At 36.0% G+C, this 19,647-nt stretch carries 16 protein-coding genes and 1 tRNA gene; 13 read left to right on the forward strand and 4 right to left on the reverse strand.

What is annotated here, in order from left to right; genetic code table 11:
- Nucleotides 1–69: 69 nt before the first annotated feature.
- A complete protein-coding gene (nth, locus tag DM84_RS00205; protein WP_250777370.1) occupies nucleotides 70–753 on the reverse strand; it encodes an endonuclease III in 684 nt (227 codons plus the stop codon).
- Nucleotides 754–772: 19 nt separating this feature from the next.
- Nucleotides 773–2,200: an isocitrate dehydrogenase gene (gene icd, locus DM84_RS00210; RefSeq protein ID WP_250777372.1), complete on the reverse strand. Its 1,428-nt coding sequence runs from the start codon at nucleotides 2,198–2,200 to the stop codon at nucleotides 773–775.
- Nucleotides 2,201–2,343: 143 nt separating this feature from the next.
- On the opposite strand from icd, the gene DM84_RS00215 reads away from it, so the two are divergent.
- The 4 genes from DM84_RS00215 to DM84_RS00230 all read left to right on the forward strand — a co-directional run bounded on the left by DM84_RS00215 (nucleotide 2,344) and on the right by DM84_RS00230 (nucleotide 6,473).
- Nucleotides 2,344–2,856: an RDD family protein gene (locus DM84_RS00215; RefSeq protein ID WP_250777374.1), complete on the forward strand. Its 513-nt coding sequence runs from the start codon at nucleotides 2,344–2,346 to the stop codon at nucleotides 2,854–2,856.
- 329 nt (nucleotides 2,857–3,185) lie between these two features.
- The gene (locus DM84_RS00220) at nucleotides 3,186–4,490 is read left to right on the forward strand and encodes an adenylosuccinate synthase (RefSeq protein WP_250777376.1); all 1,305 of its coding nucleotides are present in this window, start codon (nucleotides 3,186–3,188) and stop codon (nucleotides 4,488–4,490) included.
- A gap of 253 nt (nucleotides 4,491–4,743) precedes the next feature.
- A complete protein-coding gene (locus DM84_RS00225) occupies nucleotides 4,744–5,145 on the forward strand; it encodes a hypothetical protein (RefSeq protein WP_250777379.1) in 402 nt (133 codons plus the stop codon).
- Nucleotides 5,133–6,473 (forward strand): hypothetical protein, encoded by a 1,341-nt coding sequence (locus DM84_RS00230; protein ID WP_250777382.1) that lies wholly within the window; start codon nucleotides 5,133–5,135, stop codon nucleotides 6,471–6,473. The genes DM84_RS00225 and DM84_RS00230 overlap by 13 nt, the downstream gene beginning before the upstream one ends.
- 71 nt (nucleotides 6,474–6,544) lie before the next feature.
- Here DM84_RS00230 and DM84_RS00235 read toward each other — a convergent pair whose 3' ends face one another.
- A complete protein-coding gene (locus DM84_RS00235; RefSeq protein WP_250777385.1) occupies nucleotides 6,545–7,273 on the reverse strand; it encodes a type I glutamate--ammonia ligase in 729 nt (242 codons plus the stop codon).
- A gap of 313 nt (nucleotides 7,274–7,586) precedes the next feature.
- Here DM84_RS00235 and dnaA point away from each other — a divergent pair, with 313 nt between their 5' ends.
- The gene (gene dnaA, locus DM84_RS00240; RefSeq protein WP_250777388.1) at nucleotides 7,587–8,969 is read left to right on the forward strand and encodes a chromosomal replication initiator protein DnaA; all 1,383 of its coding nucleotides are present in this window, start codon (nucleotides 7,587–7,589) and stop codon (nucleotides 8,967–8,969) included.
- A 469-nt stretch (nucleotides 8,970–9,438) separates the two neighbouring features.
- On the opposite strand, the gene DM84_RS00245 is transcribed toward dnaA, so the two are convergent.
- On the reverse strand, nucleotides 9,439–10,716 hold the full coding sequence (locus tag DM84_RS00245) for a metallophosphoesterase family protein (RefSeq protein ID WP_250777391.1): 1,278 nt from the start codon (nucleotides 10,714–10,716) through the stop codon (nucleotides 9,439–9,441).
- A 301-nt stretch (nucleotides 10,717–11,017) separates the two neighbouring features.
- On the opposite strand from DM84_RS00245, the gene DM84_RS00250 reads away from it, so the two are divergent.
- From DM84_RS00250 to DM84_RS00285, 8 genes are all read left to right on the forward strand, one after another.
- Nucleotides 11,018–11,105 (forward strand) — tRNA-Leu (locus tag DM84_RS00250).
- A gap of 30 nt (nucleotides 11,106–11,135) precedes the next feature.
- Nucleotides 11,136–12,218: a GTP cyclohydrolase II gene (locus DM84_RS00255; protein WP_250777394.1), complete on the forward strand. Its 1,083-nt coding sequence runs from the start codon at nucleotides 11,136–11,138 to the stop codon at nucleotides 12,216–12,218.
- Between the two features lie 71 nt (nucleotides 12,219–12,289).
- Nucleotides 12,290–12,970, forward strand: coding sequence for a VirB8 family type IV secretion system protein (locus DM84_RS00260; protein ID WP_250777397.1), 681 nt, complete (start codon nucleotides 12,290–12,292; stop codon nucleotides 12,968–12,970).
- Nucleotides 12,957–13,763, forward strand: coding sequence for a P-type conjugative transfer protein VirB9 (gene virB9, locus DM84_RS00265; RefSeq protein WP_250777412.1), 807 nt, complete (start codon nucleotides 12,957–12,959; stop codon nucleotides 13,761–13,763). The genes DM84_RS00260 and virB9 overlap by 14 nt, the downstream gene beginning before the upstream one ends.
- A 16-nt stretch (nucleotides 13,764–13,779) precedes the next feature.
- The gene (locus DM84_RS00270) at nucleotides 13,780–15,258 is read left to right on the forward strand and encodes a TraB/TrbI/VirB10 family type IV secretion system protein (RefSeq protein WP_250777400.1); all 1,479 of its coding nucleotides are present in this window, start codon (nucleotides 13,780–13,782) and stop codon (nucleotides 15,256–15,258) included.
- Nucleotide 15,259: 1 nt separating this feature from the next.
- Nucleotides 15,260–16,252: a P-type DNA transfer ATPase VirB11 gene (virB11, locus tag DM84_RS00275; protein WP_250777402.1), complete on the forward strand. Its 993-nt coding sequence runs from the start codon at nucleotides 15,260–15,262 to the stop codon at nucleotides 16,250–16,252.
- Nucleotides 16,253–16,280: 28 nt separating this feature from the next.
- On the forward strand, nucleotides 16,281–18,398 hold the full coding sequence (locus tag DM84_RS00280; protein WP_250777407.1) for a type IV secretory system conjugative DNA transfer family protein: 2,118 nt from the start codon (nucleotides 16,281–16,283) through the stop codon (nucleotides 18,396–18,398).
- A 117-nt stretch (nucleotides 18,399–18,515) separates the two neighbouring features.
- A complete protein-coding gene (locus DM84_RS00285) occupies nucleotides 18,516–19,391 on the forward strand; it encodes a P44/Msp2 family outer membrane protein (RefSeq protein WP_250777410.1) in 876 nt (291 codons plus the stop codon).
- Nucleotides 19,392–19,647: the final 256 nt, after the last annotated feature.

Below are 19,647 nucleotides of genomic sequence, written 5' to 3' on the forward strand. Positions count from 1 at the left end.
CATTTAATCTGCACAGACTGAAGATAAATAATAGCTTCAGTCTCATTATAAGGGTGAAAGCGGAGGTTATCAAGTAGTTTTTTTATTTCTGTGGCTTAGGCAGCTATTTGGGCAACAGACCTTGTACCTCTTACCCTCAAATTCGCATAAATCATGAATTATGCACGTTTCACATGAGGGTTTTTGTGCTTTGCAAACATATCTACCGTGCAAAACCAGCCAATGATGAGCATAAAGCAGGTATTTTTTTGGAACTACATTTAAAAGGGATTGCTCCGTTTTAAACACATCTTTTTCTTTCACAAGCCCTACTCTATTGCTCACTCTAAAAACATGAGTATCAACCGCCAATGTTGGAACGCCAAGCCCTGAATTTAAGAACACATTAGCGCTCTTTCTCCCTACCCCTGGCAAAGACACCAAATCGTCAAAATTTGTAGGAACTTCGCTATTGTACCGCTCAACTAATATTTTGCTGAGCTCAATTATGTTTTTTGCCTTGGAATTATACAAACCAATGCTGCTTATGCGTTTCCTTAGCTCGTTCTGCCCCAATTCTAGCATCTTTTCTGGTGTATCGGTGGTGCTAAATAGCTCTTTTGTAATTTTATTAACGCTTACATCAGTCGTCCGCGCTGACAAAACTATCGCAACCAGCAATGTAAAATGATTGGTGTAATTTAGCTCTATTTTCGGTATAGAATTCGACTGCTTGAACTTTTCAAATATCAATTCTATTTTTTTTGAGTCCATTGCATTTGTAGCATTTTTTTTAAGAAAAGAACCCCTCTTTCCCATCATACAAATACAACTTATCCATTCTCACCACGTCAAAGCTATTTTCTTCAAGTTTGACTAGCAGGCTATTTATATCACTATTTGTAATAGTTTTCTTTTCATTATTTGCAATAAACCTGCAGGTTATTTGGTCACTTAAAGATTTTGGACTTCCCGGCCAAATTGCAAGACCTTTTGAGTATATTGCTATAATTTTCGGATTACTCGATTCAAATAACTTCACTATTTGATCAAAATCAGCCGACTTACTCCAGGCAATTGTTATATCGCTACCAACCAGCTTTCTAACTTTGTAGTCCTGCTTACAGTTATCTTGCGTTTTATCCACTCTACTGTCTGAGCCACTGCCAATTATAAGCTCAGATAACGTTGTGGGTTTTTTTCCTAGATTATCTATAACAGCTTCTGCAAACTCTCTTGTACCAACTTTTTGCTTACTCTTTTTCTCCTTATATAAATCGGCAGTGTGTACTCCATCCTCTAAAGTCTTCAGCCACGCATCGTAAATCAGTTTTGCAGTACCCACTTGACCCATGTAAACTAGCATATGAACTGCAGCATTTAAAAGCCCAGAAGGATTAGCTATGTTTTTTCCTGCAATATCAGGAGCAGAGCCGTGTACTGCTTCAAACATCGCGTATTCACTCCCTATATTGCTACTTCCAGCAAGCCCCACAGATCCTGAGGTTTGTGCTACTATATCTGACAATATATCACCATACAAGTTCTCAGTTACTATAACATCGAAATTCTCGGGTTCTGTGGCAACACGTGCCATTCCAATATCAACTATATAGTGTTCCGCCTTTATATCCGGATATTCTTTTGCAACATGATCAAACGCTGCATGGAAAGTACCGTCGGTCATTTTCATTATGTTATCTTTAGTTAGGCAAGTTACTTTCTTTCTATCATGCTTTTTCGCGTATTCAAAAGCGTACCTGCATATCTTCTCTGATCCGGATCTAGTAATAATTTTAGTGCACTGATAAGAGTCACCAGTGAGTCTATGCTCTATCCCTGTATAAACGTCTTCCTCATTTTCGCGTATTACAACGACATCAAACTTATCGAATTTATTTTCTATAACAGGATGATACGAAATACACGGTCTAATGTTTGCATATAGCCCTAGATTTTTTCTCAACGCAACATTTAAGCTTTTGTGGCCTTTACCTTGAGGAGTCGTTGTTGGAGACTTAAGTAATATCTTTGTCCTTTCAATAGACTCCCAGCCACTTGGAGAAATTCCATAAGACCATTCCCTGTTATAAACACACTCCCCTATTTCAATAACATCTACCGAGATTTTTGCCTCTGCTTCGCGCAATATCGATAGCACCACTTCCATAATTTCCGGCCCGATACCATCACCATATGCAACTGTGATTGGTGTTGACATAACTCTCCTAACTATAAATGACCTAATGTTAATTCAAATGATGGAGCGACACAAGTAGTCAATATTACCAAAATCAGCATGTTTACGGTTATTTAATAACATACTTTTATACTAGTTACGTCATCATAGAACATGGAAAGTATATGGATACTGAAATAAGTTATGCAGGAATTCTGAGACGAGTTTTAGCATGCACAATTGATATTGTTTTATGGATGATAATAGCATTGACCACGGCCTTTTTTCTATATTTTCTACATCATTCATCTGCATCATACAATGATGCAGATGACACTTACAGAACAGTTATCCCCATGGTAATCCTTATGGTAATACTACCAGTATATATAATGTTTAATATACTAATGACAACAAGACTTGGTGGCACTCCAGGGAAATTACTGTGTGGCATATATATAAAAGATGCAAGTACATTTACAAATGTTACCCTAAAGCAAGCAACAATAAGATACCTTTTTAAGGATGGTATTTGGACTATTTGTAATTTTCTGTCTAATCCTCTACCCGACTATGTTTCTGGATGTCTTTTTATCGTGCTAATTTCAGTTTCAATGTTTGCAATACTTGACCAACGCAAACAAACATTTTACGACAAAATTGCAAAAACGGTAGTAATAGACTATAAACCCAGTTGATATTTTCCTTTAGGTCTAGTAACTAAGGGCGTCGTGAGAGCAGCCCCTATGATGTCATCCAAGCGCCCCTTCGGTGTCAGCTACTTGGATGACAAAAAAAGGGCACTGGTATGATAAGAAATGTGCTACTTTCATAACACCCTTCCAGTGAGAGTTGCTCTCAAACTACAATGTTCGTATAGTTGTGAGCTAAAAAAACCATTCAAGCAATAGTTTAGAGAGTTACTCAAACCCAGAAAGTTAGATCTTAGCTAACCAGCTCGGAGAATTACTCCTTGTCATTTGTGGTGTACTGCATTAATATTTACGTGTTAATCCAGAAGATATTGATGAATAATATTATAATTGTTGGTCTACAGTGGGGCGATGAAGGAAAGGGTAAAATAGTAGATTACCTTTCTGAGAACGCAGACGTAGTCGTGAGATTTCAGGGGGGAAATAATGCAGGACATACTGTAGTAATAGATGATGAGGTTTATAAATTAAATTTGCTGCCTTCCGCTGTTTTAAGAACGGGCAAAATATCTGTTATAGGAAACGGTGTTGCTCTTGATTCGCACGCTCTAATCTCAGAAATAGAGTCATTAAAAACTAGAGAAATAGATATCAACCCGAGCAATTTGATTGTATCTGAAAGCTGCCCGTTGATACTTAATGTGCATAAGGACAAGGAAAAGTTATTTGAAGATTTGAACGGGAATCACAAAATTGGCACAACAAACAAAGGAATAGGGCCTTGTTATGAAGATAAAGTTGGAAGAAGAGCTATACGCCTTTGTGACTTAGAAAACGCAGATGAGCTCAATAATAGAGTGGATGCTCTTCTGAGTTACCACAATGCTATCAGGAAAGGCCTAAACTGTCTGGTAGTAAAAAAAGAGGAAATGTTAAAGGAAATTGAAGAGATCGCAAAAAAAATTCTTCCATACAAAAAGCCAGTGTGGAAAATATTGAATGACCTTACAAGAGGAGGTAAGAAAATAATATTTGAAGGCGCCCAAGGCACATTTTTAGATATTGACCATGGAACATACCCTTTCGTTACTTCAAGCAATATCGTAGCATCACAAGCAATAACAGGCTCAGGATTGTTTTCCAATGTCTATGTTATCGGTGTAGCAAAAGCTTATACAACAAGAGTAGGCAACGGTCCGTTCCCTACTGAGCAGAAAAATGAAGTGGGGGATAGCTTATTTGCTATAGGCAAAGAGCTTGGAACAGTGAGTAATAGAAGAAGACGCTGCGGGTGGTTTGATGCAGTTTTAGTACGCCAGGCAGTGCAACTCTCTGGAGTTTCAAGTATTGTATTAACTAAACTAGATATTCTCGATTCTTTCGACATAGTTAAAATATGTACTGGTTATAAGTGCAGTGGAAGAATATACGATTATTTACCTGCATCACATTCAATACAAGGGGAATTGAAGCCGATATATGAAGAATTTCCTGGTTGGAAAGAAAACACTCAAGGCAAAAGGTCGGTTGAGGAATTGCCTGCAAATTTGATGAAATATGTGAGAAAAATAGAAGAATTAATAGGTGTCCCAATTTATCTAATTTCAACCAGTCCAAAGAGGGAAGATGTTATAGAACTTAAAGATTTTAATTTTCCTGAGAATATTCTTGCGTCTTAATTAACTGTTATCCAGTAAAAAAACGCTTATTTAGCGAAAAAAAACACTTGCGCGACTTTAAACATTAACCTATTATACAAAACAGCTTTGCATAATGATGTATGGTGAAGGTAAGTTCAGTGTATGACGAAAACAAAAAAGTTGAGCTCAAGTCTAACACTTACAGTTATTTTCAACATTTCATTGTCAGGGTTTGTGTAGAAGAAGCTGTTAGCTTTAAAAATATTATTGTTTCTTTTGAAGGAGGTGCGTTATGCTTGGTAAGATAAATGGAAACAATGTAGTGAAAGTGGGAGAAGTAAGTAATCACCCTGGATTTTATACTAGGCCAACTTTACTGGATATGGAAATTTATTGTTCCATGCTTGTCCATTTGACATTAAAAGGATTATGTTCACAATTGAAATTGAGTGAAGCTAGGAATATTCCTTATGCTGATAAGGCAAGATCAGAAAAAGAAGTAATCGATTATTATATTCTACCTCTACTTAAACGTTTGGAAGGAATCATTGAAGGTCTTTCGCCTGAAAGCTCTACTATCGTGAGATTTTGCCGCCCAATTATAGAAAAACTTAGTGTTTTGACGAGAAATTCTGACGTAAAGATAACGACAGATTTTCAACTAGAAAATCTGAAAAAAAAGTGTGGTTCTTAAAAAAGCTAAAAGAAAAAAGCAATTTTGCTTCTGTACAAAAGGCTTATAGAGATAAGTGGAGTTTTTATGACCTAATGAACGATAGGGATTTTAAACAAACTTATGTAAATAAAGCAGTAGATGAGTTAGGCAAATCTGTTAGTGAAGGCTTTAAGAAAAGTATGGATGATTACATAAAATTAGTGGAGGAAGGAGAAGAAGTTGCAAGTAAGTACTTTGGAGGAAAAGCAAGTTTTCAGGCTTATTGCAAAGAAACTCAAAAGGCTAATAAGGTTTTGAATATCAATCTTATTCATTATGATAAAAGCAAGCCAATTAAGATTAGCGATATTTTACAGCAGGAGAAAGATATTGGTAAGTTGAATATCTATTGCAATGAAAAGCGTGACATATGCGCTCGTCGAAAGGATAAAAAAAGATATTATGAATTTAAAGAAGGTGCATGTTATCAAATGACAAGTACGTGGCCTGTAGAAGATGAGTCTGGGAACACCTCAACTTGTACCATGGTTATGAATGTGGATAGTACTGGAATAACTAAAATAGTGAAGTTTGATGGTGAAAACTTTGAATCGCCATCGAAAGAATTTTGGGAACTAATAAAACAAAATAAGGAATTATATATTCAAGGCTCGTCCTTACGTGAGGCAGTGGAGAAATTTTTAGGAATGCAGCAGAGTAGGGAAGAGATAATACGAATGGATGGAAGTAAGGGATGTAATTCTGCGTTGTCATCTGGTGTTGTGCCTGTTACTAACAGCAGTGGAGGTAATGTTGGTAGTAATCCTCCTGCTCTTTCTTCTGCCAATAGCGATACGTCAACTCAAACAGGGGTTAATTCACAAGGCAATGGAGTTCAGGCAGAAATTACTTCTCAAGACAATGGAACTCAAGAGGAAAGTACTGAAAAACATTCCACTGAAGGAGAACTGCGAAAGACAAATGTAGAGCTTAGTGCACTAAGAAAAGAGATACAGATGTTAAGCAATGGGTTAAAAAATCTCAGTGTAGGAGAGAAAAAATCTGGACAAAGAGCTAAAAAATCAAAAGTGCAGAACTGCAAGGAAGTGAGCACACTAGTTATGAAACGGCTTAAAGAAGGGCAATCTTCTATGCGGATCAAAATTAGAGGTATAACGCAGGATCTTAATTACATCAAAGAAAATAGGTTGGTAGGTGGGGTTAATGAAGTGATGAAGTTAATAGAATGTAAAGAAATGTTAGAATTAATCAATCAGACGGTTACATGCGTAAAAAATATGCAGAACTTTATTTTGCCAGATGGTGATAATGGATGTGTTATCGGCGATGGCCTCCCCTCTCTCTGATTCCCCGTATAATTTATCGAATAGGAGAAACAGATTAGATTTTTCTACTAGATGTCCATAAGATGGAGAGCTCAGACCAAACTCTCCATCTTATATTGAGGGTCGGATGCAACACCATATACTCTGTTTGGTGGGGAAATTTTGTTTTTTATGCCAAAAGTGATACCTTCGGTTATTGCTGCAAGCACTTTTTCAAGATTACAGTCTGCTCCAGGGACACGGTGTTCTAGGCGACATTTACCGCTAAAATTGGGTATTCTTATCGCAGCAGTTCTATTATTCACGCCCCAACTAACTGTGGTTGGGGTATGAATGTTTGGATATTGAAATCTTAAATACGAATCATCATTTGGAGCAAAAAATAACATATGTTTTTTCATCATAGCGCATAATCCACCAATACTATAAATCAAGTAGTCACTATACTTTTGTTCGTTGCGGTAAAATAAGTTGCTGTTGTTTGCATCCACCAAATTAACATGTACGTTTAATGCACTGCCTGCTCTATCTAAGTAGGGTTTTGCTTTGAAGGAAGCATTCCCACCAAGTTTTTGTGCTGTTTCAGTAATTAATTCTTTTACTAACTCAAAATGCTTGATTAAGTTATTAGAATTGGTGTAACAACCACTTTTTATCTCATATTGATGTATGGAACTTTCTTTCTCAGAGGAAAATCCAAGTGAAGCTATTTTATTTTTAATATTACTAAGAAATAAATGCTCTTTTTCTATTTCTTCAATGTAAAATTCTAGTTCAATACCAAATTTAGCATAACAACTTAAACCACTTAATATGATCATAGATTTACTTCAGTAAGTTTATATTAAGTTAGTTATATTTATATGAGCACTTTACTTTTTTGCCAATAAATTTAATATCTTATTTGTACATAATACATTATTATTTTTTTAGCACGCTGCTAATCCTTAACGCAAGCGAGGTTTCATTTGTTGAAAGAAAAATGATCAATTTTAGTGATTTTATACCCTTTACAACTCATCAAAAATCACCATAATTTTTAGTGTGTATTAAGTAGTATTAGCTTTTCGCTTTGCAGCAAGCTATTGATTATCTTGTGTTTTTCTAATTATTGCTTTTTTCTTGGTGTAATATATGAGCTTGATTAACCCTAAGGTTTCTACTATGTTTTTTGACCAAATTGTTACAGTAACAGATCACAATATTGCTTGGGAAAAAATCCAAAATTGCCTTTATAATCTTTATGGAGAGGCAACGTATAACAGCTGGCTAAGTTCACTTAGATTTGTCAGTAGTAGCAATGGAGAAGTTTTGTTGTCTGTGCCAACAAGATTTATAAAGGAGTGGATTACGGTTCACTACATGGAAAAAATACTATCATTATGGCAGAATGAGGATGAAAGTATACGTTCTATTGATATTCAAGTAATTGAGGAAAAGAATTCAAACCCTAATACTATATCAAAAAGTAGAGAGGAAAGTAATCATAGTCTTGGTTCACCGCTGGATCCAAGGTTTACCTTTGATAATTTTGTGGTAGGCAAGCCAAATGAATTAGCATTTACAGCTGCAAAGCGTGTGGCAGAGTCTATAGATCCAATACCAGGCAGCAACCCTCTGTTTCTATATGGTGGAGTGGGGCTTGGTAAAACACACCTGATGCATGCTATAGCTTGGCACATAGTCAATTCTCCATCGGTGAAAAGAAAAGTAGCATATTTATCAGCAGAGAAGTTCATGTACCAATATATTACAGCACTACGAAGTAAGGATATTATGTTGTTTAAAGAACAATTTAGGTCAGTAGACGTATTGATGGTAGATGATGTACAATTTATCAGTGGTAAAGATAGCACGCAGGAAGAATTTTTTCACACCTTTAATGCGCTAATAGACCAAAATAAACAATTGGTTATATCGGCTGATAGATCCCCTAGCGATCTTGATGGAGTAGAGGAAAGAATAAAATCGCGGCTTGGTTGGGGGTTAGTGGCGGATATTAACGAGACAACTTTCGAATTAAGACTTGGTATATTGCAGGCCAAAGTGGAACAAATGAGTATGTATGTTCCAGATGATGTTCTGGAGTTTTTAGCAAGGAACATAAAATCTAATATAAGAGAATTGGAAGGAGCATTGAATAAAGTTGCCCATACTTCGTTGATTGGGAGGAGTATGACAGTAGAGTCAGCCAGTGAAACTTTAGCAGATCTTCTTAGATCAAATCATAAGTCAATTACAATAGCAGAAATACAAAGGAAAATAGCTGAGTTTTTTAATATAAAAGTAGCGGATATGCACTCTAATAGAAGGCTTCGCGGTCTTGTAAGACCAAGGCAAATAGCTATGTATTTCGCTAAGAAATTCACACAAAAAAGCCTACCAGATATTGGAAGAAGCTTTGGTGGCAGAGATCATGCTACTGTTATACATGCAGTAAAACAAATAGAAAATTTTATAAAAACCGACTCAAACTTTGCTGATGAAATTAATCAATTAAGGAAAATGTTTAAGTAGAGACACAGGCCTTATGTTTAGCGCTGGAGCGGCAATAGACCACTCGCATAGTTTTTAGTAGCATGCTAGACATATAGAAACAAAAAAGCTACTTGACAAATTCCTCCAGCACCCTTACCATAGCACTAGGGGTATTTCTGACTCAAAACTTGTTTTTGATCTGCAGGCTCAATGACAAAATTCAGTAAAAAACTCGGGGTATTTTTTGGTGGATTGTATCAAATTATAGCGGCTGCATGTCTTTTTCATTTTTTCTACATTCAGCTAAATCGCGCTTAAACTAAGCGTCAGTAAATTATTATAGCGCCAATTTACAGTATTATAGAGTCAAAACTCGCCACTCGGGATTTCTTTGCCTTTTTCTCTATTCAGTAAATTTCTTAATACTCATAGCTAAGGCAATTTTAGAGCACACAAAAAATGCCAAGAATAATTGCCTTTTAGATACAAGAAGTTTAGTGTTTGTTATTTACCTAAAATCGTGACTTTGATCTACCTTAAGCTCAAAGTCTTCTGTTAGCTGTGTAGAATACATTTCCTCATTATCTTGATTATAGAAAGTAAATTCGTGATCATCTAAGTTTAATATTGCAAAACCGAAGCCAAAAAAGTTTCTAACTTCATGTGCTAAGTAATTTTTGCCGTTTGAGTAACTAAATTCTACATTTTGATAAATAGGTTCCTGATCTTGAGCGTGTAATAGTGCACCACCGTTTCCGACTATAATCTGGTCTGGAACATTACTCATCAATAAGATCTGAGCTATATGAATGTGGCCGGAAACTATGGTAGTGACATTGCTTGGAAATTTATCCCCAAAAGCTTCAATTTGTGTGAGATTGCCATGACTTCTTAATGTCAAAAGTTCTTTTTTGGGAGATCTCCAGAGCGGTTTGTGAGTTAAAAACCACGTGGGTTTGTTAAAACTATCTTGTGTTAGTTTGTTAAATTGCTTCTCAAAAGCATCAATTGTACTTTGAGTTGTGAAAATATCTTCACCAGACGAAGAGTCGAAGATAAAAAATCTCATCGGTCCAATGTCTAAAGACCAACTAGGGACGAAATTTTCACATTTCTCAGATGAAAAGGGGTATGGATCTAGATATCTAAACCATCCTTCATGAGCTCTGTCACAACTTTCATGGTTTCCCCTGACAAAGAGAAAAGAAGATTGTGATAGAATATCCCTTGCAGGCTCGAACCAATCAGCGTACCAAGCTTCTTTATTGTACCCATGGATATTACCGCACTTTTGTTCATTTCTACATTTTGTTTTTCTGTAATGATAATCGCCAACGTGGATAATTAGGTCCGGTTTATGAGAGGCAATGGAATCTAAGTTTTTTTTAAAAGGCCAACTATCTACCGAATTACATTCCTGTTGAAATAATGCATTTATTCTGCAGCCTGTATCACCAATAAAAGCAATTTTGCTAGTCTTTTCTGGTAGTATGGGAACCTGTATATTGTCAATACTAATGTTTTCAGCACTCGTTTCCACTGTCAGTTCACAAACTGTTTCGGTGTGATCACCATTGTTAATTGAGCTGCGACTTAGCATTTCCATTTCCTCACCGTCGACATCAACAATGGGACAAGTATCATTGTCTATGATTGCACGTACGCTTAATTTATTTTCCGGAATAGCTTGAGACCATGTGTATAATATCTGTGCATGAACAGAATAAAAGCTGGTTATAAGAGATAGAGATAAGGTTAAGAAAATAAAGATATTAGCTATACTCATTTATATAAAAACCTGAGCTTAAAATTAGCGACACAATCATCTTAAATAATTGAAGTTTACAATCACAAAATTAGACCTCTTACATAATCTGCTTTCTGATTTTGTGTCAAAGCTTGCTTGTGCTTTTCCAAGTATTCTGTGTGTCTCCTAAAAATTCCTTACCATAGTGCAAGAGATCTATTCACAACAGAATTATACAGACAATTTATAAATTATCCTAAGTATCAGATTGACACTTTGGATGAAGGATCATAAAATGATTAAGTAATTTAAAATGATTATATAAAAACTAGAATAAAGTGCGGTCGTGGTGGAATTGGTAGACACGCAGCGTTGAGGTCGCTGTGGCTCATAAGGCCTTGGAAGTTCAAGTCTTCTCGGCCGCACCAAACTTCTTGTCGTTATTTGATGTAGGTAAAATGTTAATAGGAAATCAAAGTAAAAATAAAGTAGAGAGGGCCATCAGTGAAATCCGGCGTGGTCTACCAATTGTAATATATGATGAAAATAATTATCTATTGTTTGCTGCTGCTGAAACTTTAGAGAGGGATTCATTTGATCAGTATAAGCTCATATCAGACAATCTATGTGTCACTTTAACTTCAAGTAAGGTGCAGTATACGTTCCAAAATGAGGAAAACGGCAGCAAACGCTTACCGATAAACAACTTTGATGAGCTACTTTATTTAGTAAACTGTTCAACAGAGGGTAGCACAAAAGAGTTGCAGCGTTCAAAGATGATAGATAAATGTGCTACTACTTTGCTTAAATTCTCAGAATTATTGCCATACGCGTTAGTAATCGATATGACTTTTAAAGATAAGAATGAGATGCGAGACTGGTGTGAGAAAAATGACGTCATTGCGCTGGACACGTCATTCATAAACGATTTTCAACGAAACCAGGGTTTATATGAAGTGTGCAAAACATCACTATTTTTGAAGCAGACTCAAGAGGTAAATATCATATCTTATAGAACCAAAGGTGACGGAAGGGAACATTATGCAATTATTATTGGTAATCCAAATGAAGATGGTGACCCGTTAGTGAGGATTCACTCTTCATGCTATACAGGCGACTTATTAGACAGCTTATCGTGCGATTGTAGAAGCCAATTACATCAAGCAATCCAAATAATGGCTGACTCTAGCGGTGGTATTATATTATACCTTATGCAGGATGGTAGGGGCATTGGTTTAACTAATAAGTTAAGGGCGTATGATATGCAGAGAAAATATAATCTTGATACTGTGGATGCAAATAGAATATTGGGTTTTGAAGATGATGAAAGGGATTTTACCGTTGCAGCTGAAATGCTCGAGAAATTAGGCGTTAAAAAAGTCCAATTACTTACAAATAACGGTAGAAAGTTATCAGAGTTGAAAAACAGTGGTATAGAGGTTACAAGGTGTTTACCACTTATTATGGAGCGTAATCAGTATAATGGTTCATATATGGAGACAAAATTTGGCAAGCTAGGCCACAAGTTAAGGGTTTTTTAGCTTTTCTGTTGTAACTACTTTGTTGATTTACTATGTTCGTTAATATTGGTTAAGGTTTTTAGAAAATTAAGATGTTAAGGCTTTTCAAACAGAAAAATAATGAGTCGTTGGATAAGGATATAAATTGGAGTTCGAGTCGTTATAGCACAGTTGTTGCCCAGAGAAATACTTTACTTTTATTTACACTAATATTATTAGTAGCAATTTCTGTAAGCATATTGGCTATATTTAAAATTAGTACAAGTAGCACTATTGAACCATTTGTTATAGAAATTGAAAAAAAATCTGGAATAGTACAATTGGTTGATCCTGTTACAGTAAAACAATATTCCGCAGATAAAGTACTAAACAATCATTTTATTGCAGAATATATAAAGGCAAGAGAGGTTTTTGATCAATATAACTACAATTATAACTATTATACAAAGGTGAGGTTATTTTCTTCACCCAATGTATATAATGAATTTAGAAGTTATATAAGCTCGCAGAACATGGATGATCTTTTCAATTTATATTCAGGTTTTGTTAAAAGTGAGTTTAAGATTCGCTCAATTCAGAGATTGTATGATGATACCTTTCAGGTGAGGTTTACTGTGGAATTTACACGAAAAGATGGAAGCTCTGTAAGAAAAAACAAGATAGTCATCATGTCGTACAAGTATGCATCACTTGAAATGAATGATCAGCAAAGATACGTGAATCCATTAGGATTTCAGGTTACTTCTTATAGGGTAGATGATGAATATGTGTAGAATATTGTTAGCTTTAGCTTTACTGATAAATAGCAGTTTAAGTGCAGCAGTTAATTACAATAAGCCTATTTCTGTAGATAGCAGAATAAAAACTTTTGTGTATAGTCCTAACGAAATATTCACAGTTGTTTTTAGTCAAGGTTACTATTCTTATATTGAATTTGCAGAGGGAGAAAAAGTCAAAAACATTGCTGTTGGTGATGCGTCAAGTTGGAAAATTAGCCCTTATGACAATAAATTACTTATTATGCCGTTTGAAGTTAGTAGTCGCACTAACATGATTATTACAACAACCAAAAAAAGAAATTACATTTTTGATTTAATCTCAAGACCAAACTACGATAAATATCCAGATACTGATACTGAGAAAATAAGTCACGATTACTCTGCTGAAAAAGATATATCTTATGTAGTACGCTTTTATTACCCTCAAGAGGAAGATGAATTTGATGTCGATTTAGATGAAGTATCAACGCCTACTCAAATGCAATATGTTATAGACAAGCCGGAAGGAGTAATACAGGAAAATGATACGAAGTACAATTATACATATATCGATGAAGGTGTTAACACTGATATAATACCAATTGAGCTATTTGACGATGGCTATTTAACCTATTTTAAATTTAGGGACAGTAACAAAATACCTCAGATTTTTACAGAAGAAGGTAAAACTAAATTACCTTGTAAAAGACTGTTATTTGATGGTTATATTATAATAAAAGGGGTGCATAAGAAGTTGTTCATGCGTTATGAAAATAATGAAATTGAAATTATAAATAGATCACTTTAGCTGTGGTACATGTAACATGAGTAAAGAAAAGCGTAACAATTCGGAAAATGAGTCAGAAATAGAGAGCAAGGTAGTAACAGTTGGCTCTAATCAAGGCCATAGAGCATTAATGGTTGTTATTTTAGTGCTTCTAGTTGGCGGGATATATTATCTCTATTTTAGTCCTTCTTCTGATGAAGAGGATGTGGAAGTCCTTAGAAAGGAAGAAACGGAGCAAAATGTTCAAGAATTGAAAGGAAAGTTGGAACAAGTTCCGGATAATACAATGGTTCATGAAAGGATAATAACTGATCTGCCATCTTTACCTCCTCTTCCTACACCGCAAATTATACCGGAAGTAAAACAGACTAAAAAAGAAGAAGTGGTAAAAAAAGAAGAAGAAAAACCAAGAGAAACGCCCATGTCAAATATACCTGTTTTGCCAAAGCAAAACTTCCCTCATAGCAATATTGCCAGCAATTTACCAACCTCGTTTCCTAAAATAGGTGGGAGTGGTTATCCTAGAGACAGACGTGGTGCACAGATGTTAGCAATTTCAGGTGTTGGCAAAGAGGACAAGGCTGCTGATGCCGTTTTATCCAACACTTCAGTACAGCCGAGTGTAGCTATCAAAGTGGGGAAACTTGGATTTATGATTACTCAAGGTAAAATGATTGATGCTGTTCTTGAAACTGCAATAAATTCTGATCTGCAAGGAACGCTACGTGCTGTGGTTAGCGGTAATGTTTATGCAGAGACTGGTGATACAGTTTTAATACCCAGAGGTTCGAGGTTGATAGGTAGCTATTCATTTGACTCAAATGTTGCAAGAGCTCGCATAAATATAAACTGGAATAGAATCATTCTTCCCCATGGAATAGATATTGCTATTTCATCACCTGGTAACGATGAGCTTGGTAGAGCAGGAGTAGCTGGCATAGTTGATAATAAAATAGCAAGTGCATTGTTTTCTTCAATATTGCTTGCAGGTGTTTCAATTGGGTCAGCTGTTATAGGACAAAAGGCTTCTAATCTTGTTGATGCGCTAACTCCTATAGATGCGGTGAGAGCTATCACTTCAACTGAAATAGATATCTCTCCTCTTAAGGATATTATTGGTAAGCAGGGCAAGGAAGATGAGAAGAGTGCAAAGGATGATAAGTGGAAACTTGGACTTGGAGCTATTAGCAAAATTAAGAATGCGTCTAATGAACGGAGCCTAGTTGAGATATTTAAGCAAGTAGTAAAAGACCAAGGTTTGGCTTCAGTTGATAATAATAAGATTGATGAAATAACTTTGGAAGATATAAAGCAATTATTGCGGAGACAAGGAAGCAAATCTGTCTATGAAGAAGCAATTAGCAAGTCAATCAGTGATTTTTCTAAAGATATGCAAGATATAGTCAATAGATCTACAGATAAAAAACCAACTGTTTATGTCGATCAAGGCACTGCGTTGAAAGTATTTGTTAACCAAGATATAGTATTTCCTCTACAGGCAATATTAAACCAATGAAATGAACTATGCTGCACTTGATACATATTTAGAGCCATTACAAGGCATCTTTCAAGAGGAAGGCGTAAATGAAATATCAATAAATAAGCCAAAAGAAGTATGGGTTGAAAATCGTGGTAAAATAAGGTGTGAAAAATTAGAGATATTTGACCTTAACCATTTAAAATCTCTTAGCAGACTGATTGCTCAGGCTACAGAACAAAAACTGAGCGAAGAAACACCGCTGCTTTCAGCTACATTACCAAATGGTTATCGTATACAGATAGTATTTCCACCAGCATGTGAGCCTGATAAAGTAGTCATGTCAATTCGTAAACCTTCTACCATACAATTAGCATTGGATGATTATGAAAAGATGGGGGCTTTTTCTGAAACTGTTATAGAGGTAACTGATGATCCAGTGGACCGCTACCTGGATTCACTATTAAAGCAAAGAAGAATAAGAGAGTTTTTAGAATACGCTGTAATAAATAAAAAAAACATTATAATCAGTGGTGGAACTTCTACCGGTAAAACTACTTTTACTAACGCCACTTTACGTGCCATTCCAGCCGAAGAAAGAATTATTACTGTTGAGGATGCGAGGGAAATCGTTTTGAACGATCATCCAAATAGAGTGCATTTGATTGCCTCTAAAGGAGGGCAAGGCAGGGCCAAAGTGACCACTCAAGATTTGATAGAAGCATGTTTACGTTTAAGACCAGATAGAATAATAGTTGGTGAGCTCCGTGGAGCGGAAGCTTTTAGCTTTCTTAGGGCAATAAACACTGGTCATCCAGGATCAATATCAACCCTTCATGCGGATAGTCCAGCAATGGCCCTTGAGCAAATAAAACTGATGGTAATGCAAGCGAATCTTGGCATTCCCCCAGATCAGATCATGCCATACATCAGAAATGTAATCGATATTGTTATTCAACTAAAAAGAACCAGCGGGGGAAAAAGAAGCATTTCTGAAATATTATTTACTAGATCATCGGATGGAAATGCTTAAATTTATACATAATTAGAAAAAGTAGTTTATGAGTAATGGGAATCATCTACGCAATATTTTGATAGGAGGAGTTGTAGCTTCCAGTGTACTAGAATTTTGCTTCTATTTATCTGGTGTATTGTTTTACCTATTTGTTGATGGTCCAGATGGCGTAGATTTTAAAGCAATTAACCCTAGCTTGACGCCTTTTCCTCAAGCTCTTTGGCCAACAATTTTTGATCATATACAATATTGTTGGCATCATCCAGAGTTGTATAGCTTTGAGATCAAAATTAAGTTGATCGTATCTTCTGCGCTGCCTATCGTTGTTTTGATGGTTATTTTGTGGAATTTAAGGGAAAGGATAGTTGAGTGGCGGCCATTTAAAAAGAAAGAATCACTACACGGAGATTCAAAGTGGGCATCGGAAAAAGACATAAGAAAAGCCGGGTTAAGAAGCAAAAAAGGGTTATTGCTTGGTAAAGATAAAAGAGGCTACTTTATTGCTGATGGGTTTCAACATGCATTGCTGTTTGCTCCTACAGGCTCTGGTAAAGGTGTTGGTTTTGTAATTCCTAATTTATTATTTTGGACTGACTCGGTAATTGTACACGACATAAAGTTAGAAAACTATGAAATAACAAGTGGTTGGCGAGAACGACAGGGGCAGAAAGTATATGTGTGGAATCCAGCACAGCCAGATGGAGTAAGCCACTGTTACAACCCATTAGAGTGGATTAGCGAAAAACCTGGACAGATGGTTGACGACGTACAGAAAATAGCCAACTTAATCATGCCTGAACAAGACTTTTGGCAAAATGAAGCAAGAAGCTTATTTGTTGGAGTAGTATTATATCTACTTGCTGCACCGGAGAAAGTTAAATCTTTTGGTGAAGTTGTGCGCACTATGCGTAGTGATGACGTAGTTTACAACCTTGCTGTTGTTTTGGATACGATGGGTAAAATAATACACCCTGTGGCGTATATGAACATTGCAGCTTTCTTGCAGAAAGCTGACAAGGAGAGATCAGGTGTTGTTTCAACTATGAACTCGTCGCTTGAATTGTGGGCAAACCCGTTGATTGATACTGCAACGGCAACAAGTGACTTTAATATTTTAGACTTTAAAAAGAAGAAAGTTACAGTTTATGTTGGTTTAACTCCAGATAACTTAAACAGGTTAAGGCCTTTAATGCAGGTTTTCTACCAGCAAGCAACTGAGTTTTTGTGTAGAAAATTGCCGTCGGATGATGAGCCTTATGGTGTATTGTTTTTGATGGACGAGTTTCCAACACTTGGAAAAATGGAGCAATTTCAAACAGGTATTGCATATTTTCGTGGTTACAGAGTCAGATTATTCTTAATTGTTCAAGATACTGAACAGCTCAAAGGAATATACGAAGAAGCAGGGATGAACTCCTTTTTATCAAACTCAACATACAGGATAACTTTTGCAGCCAATAACATTGAGACGGCTAATTTGATATCGCAACTTATAGGGAACAAAACTGTACAACAAGAATCGTTGAATAAACCTAAATTTTTAGATTTGAATCCTGCTTCGAGGTCGTTGCATATCTCTGAGACACAGAGAGCGTTGCTGCTGCCTCAAGAGATTATTATGTTGCCACGTGATGAGCAGATAATTTTAATAGAGTCGACTTATCCAATTAAATCAAAGAAAATTTTATACTACAGTGATAGCACCTTCACAAGAAAGCTACTCAAGCCAACCCGTGTGCCTACACAAGAGCCATATGATCCAAATAAAGTTTTTTCTGCCACTAACGAGGATAAAGTTAGTAAAGAAGAAAATAACGCTATTGCAGGGCCTAGTGCTGCTGATTATCCTGTTGAAGCTCAAACTGAAAATGCAGTATATGATGAATCAGAGATTAACGATGAGCTTAAGGGGGAAGATCTTGATGATGAATATGTTGACGACAAGTTTGAAGATGAAGAAGATGATGGGTTTAATGATGAAGAGAATGAATTTGAAAGTGGTGATGAATTTAAAGAAGAAAGAGACGATGACGGGTTTGACGACGAAGAGGATAAATTTGAAGGTAGTGATAAATTTACAGAGGAAAGAGACGATGATGGATTTGATGATGAAGATATTGACGACGAATTAAAAAATGACAACAAAACCGAAGATAAAGGTTAATTTTGCCTATTTTTTTGGCTCAGAAAACAAGTTATGCAAATCATTAAGCTTTTCACTTTAAGCCATTTTTAATTAATTAGTATTAAATTATCTACTTTAAGTTAGGGGAGTAGTAAAATGAGTAATAAAAAAATATTAGCAGTTACAGCATTTGCTTTATTGTTGTCACAACAGTCTTTTGCAAGCGAAACAGAAGGATTTTACTTCGGTGGTGGATACTATGGTCAGTTTTTTAACAGCATGGGTTCACTGGAAGTCAAAACTAAAGACATCACTCATGCATCCATAAAGGATGGGAACCACTTTGGGGAGAAAGGTCAGCTTTTAAATAAGTATCAGTCAAATTATAACCCTCTTTTTGCTGGAAGTATAGCGTTTGGTTACACAGGAGAGTTGGGTAATAACAGCTATAGAGCTGCATTGGAAGGAATGTATTCTTCTGTAAAAGTGGACAATATTGACTTAGAAGGCAATAGGGTAAGTGTAATGTACCAAAGAAAGTTTAAAGTAAAAGAGGGGCAAACTGAGCAAGAAAAAACTTATGGATATGGTATAAAAGCCAGTAACGACCAAATTAAAAACGCATCTGTGATGGCAAATGTTTACCATCACTGGAAAAATGATAATTTCTCCTTTTCACCTTATGTTGGAGCTGGGATCGGTGCAACAAGGATGAAGATGTTTGGAGCAGCATCAATAAGACCTGCATATCAATTAAGAGCTGGTCTTGATTATTCCATCAATGAAAATGTGAATATGCATGTTGGGTATAGACATTTTGGCGTTATCGGTGGCAACTTTAAGCTTAACACAGATGCATTGAATGAAAAGGTGGTAGACGCTGTTAGCAAACAAGAGAAGAATAAAGAGTTTAAAGGAACCTTTAAACCAATAACAGGTAAGGAAAAAGACAGCATAAATATAGGCAGTGGATTATTTGCTACACACGGTCTAGAGGCTAGTCTTACTTTCCATTTTGCTAGTAAATCTTGAGGCATGTTGCTCTTTGAGGAGAATAACCTTTTGGTGTCGTTCCAGCGTATAACGCTGGAATTCAGGAGAAAAAGAAGCATGGATCCTAATGGACTTTGTTGCATAGCTAGCTACGCAACAAAGCCAACCAGGGTGTTACTTTAGCAATAAATATTTAAGAAATTTACCAAATAGAAAAAAGCAAAAGAAGCCCTGGTCAGCATTTATTTTCAGTATTGGCGTTTTTATGCTTTAAACGCTGCAATTTAGCTGCTTT

Origin of the sequence: Wolbachia pipientis, from assembly GCF_023661085.1 — a bacterium.
GTDB lineage: Bacteria > Pseudomonadota > Alphaproteobacteria > Rickettsiales > Anaplasmataceae > Wolbachia.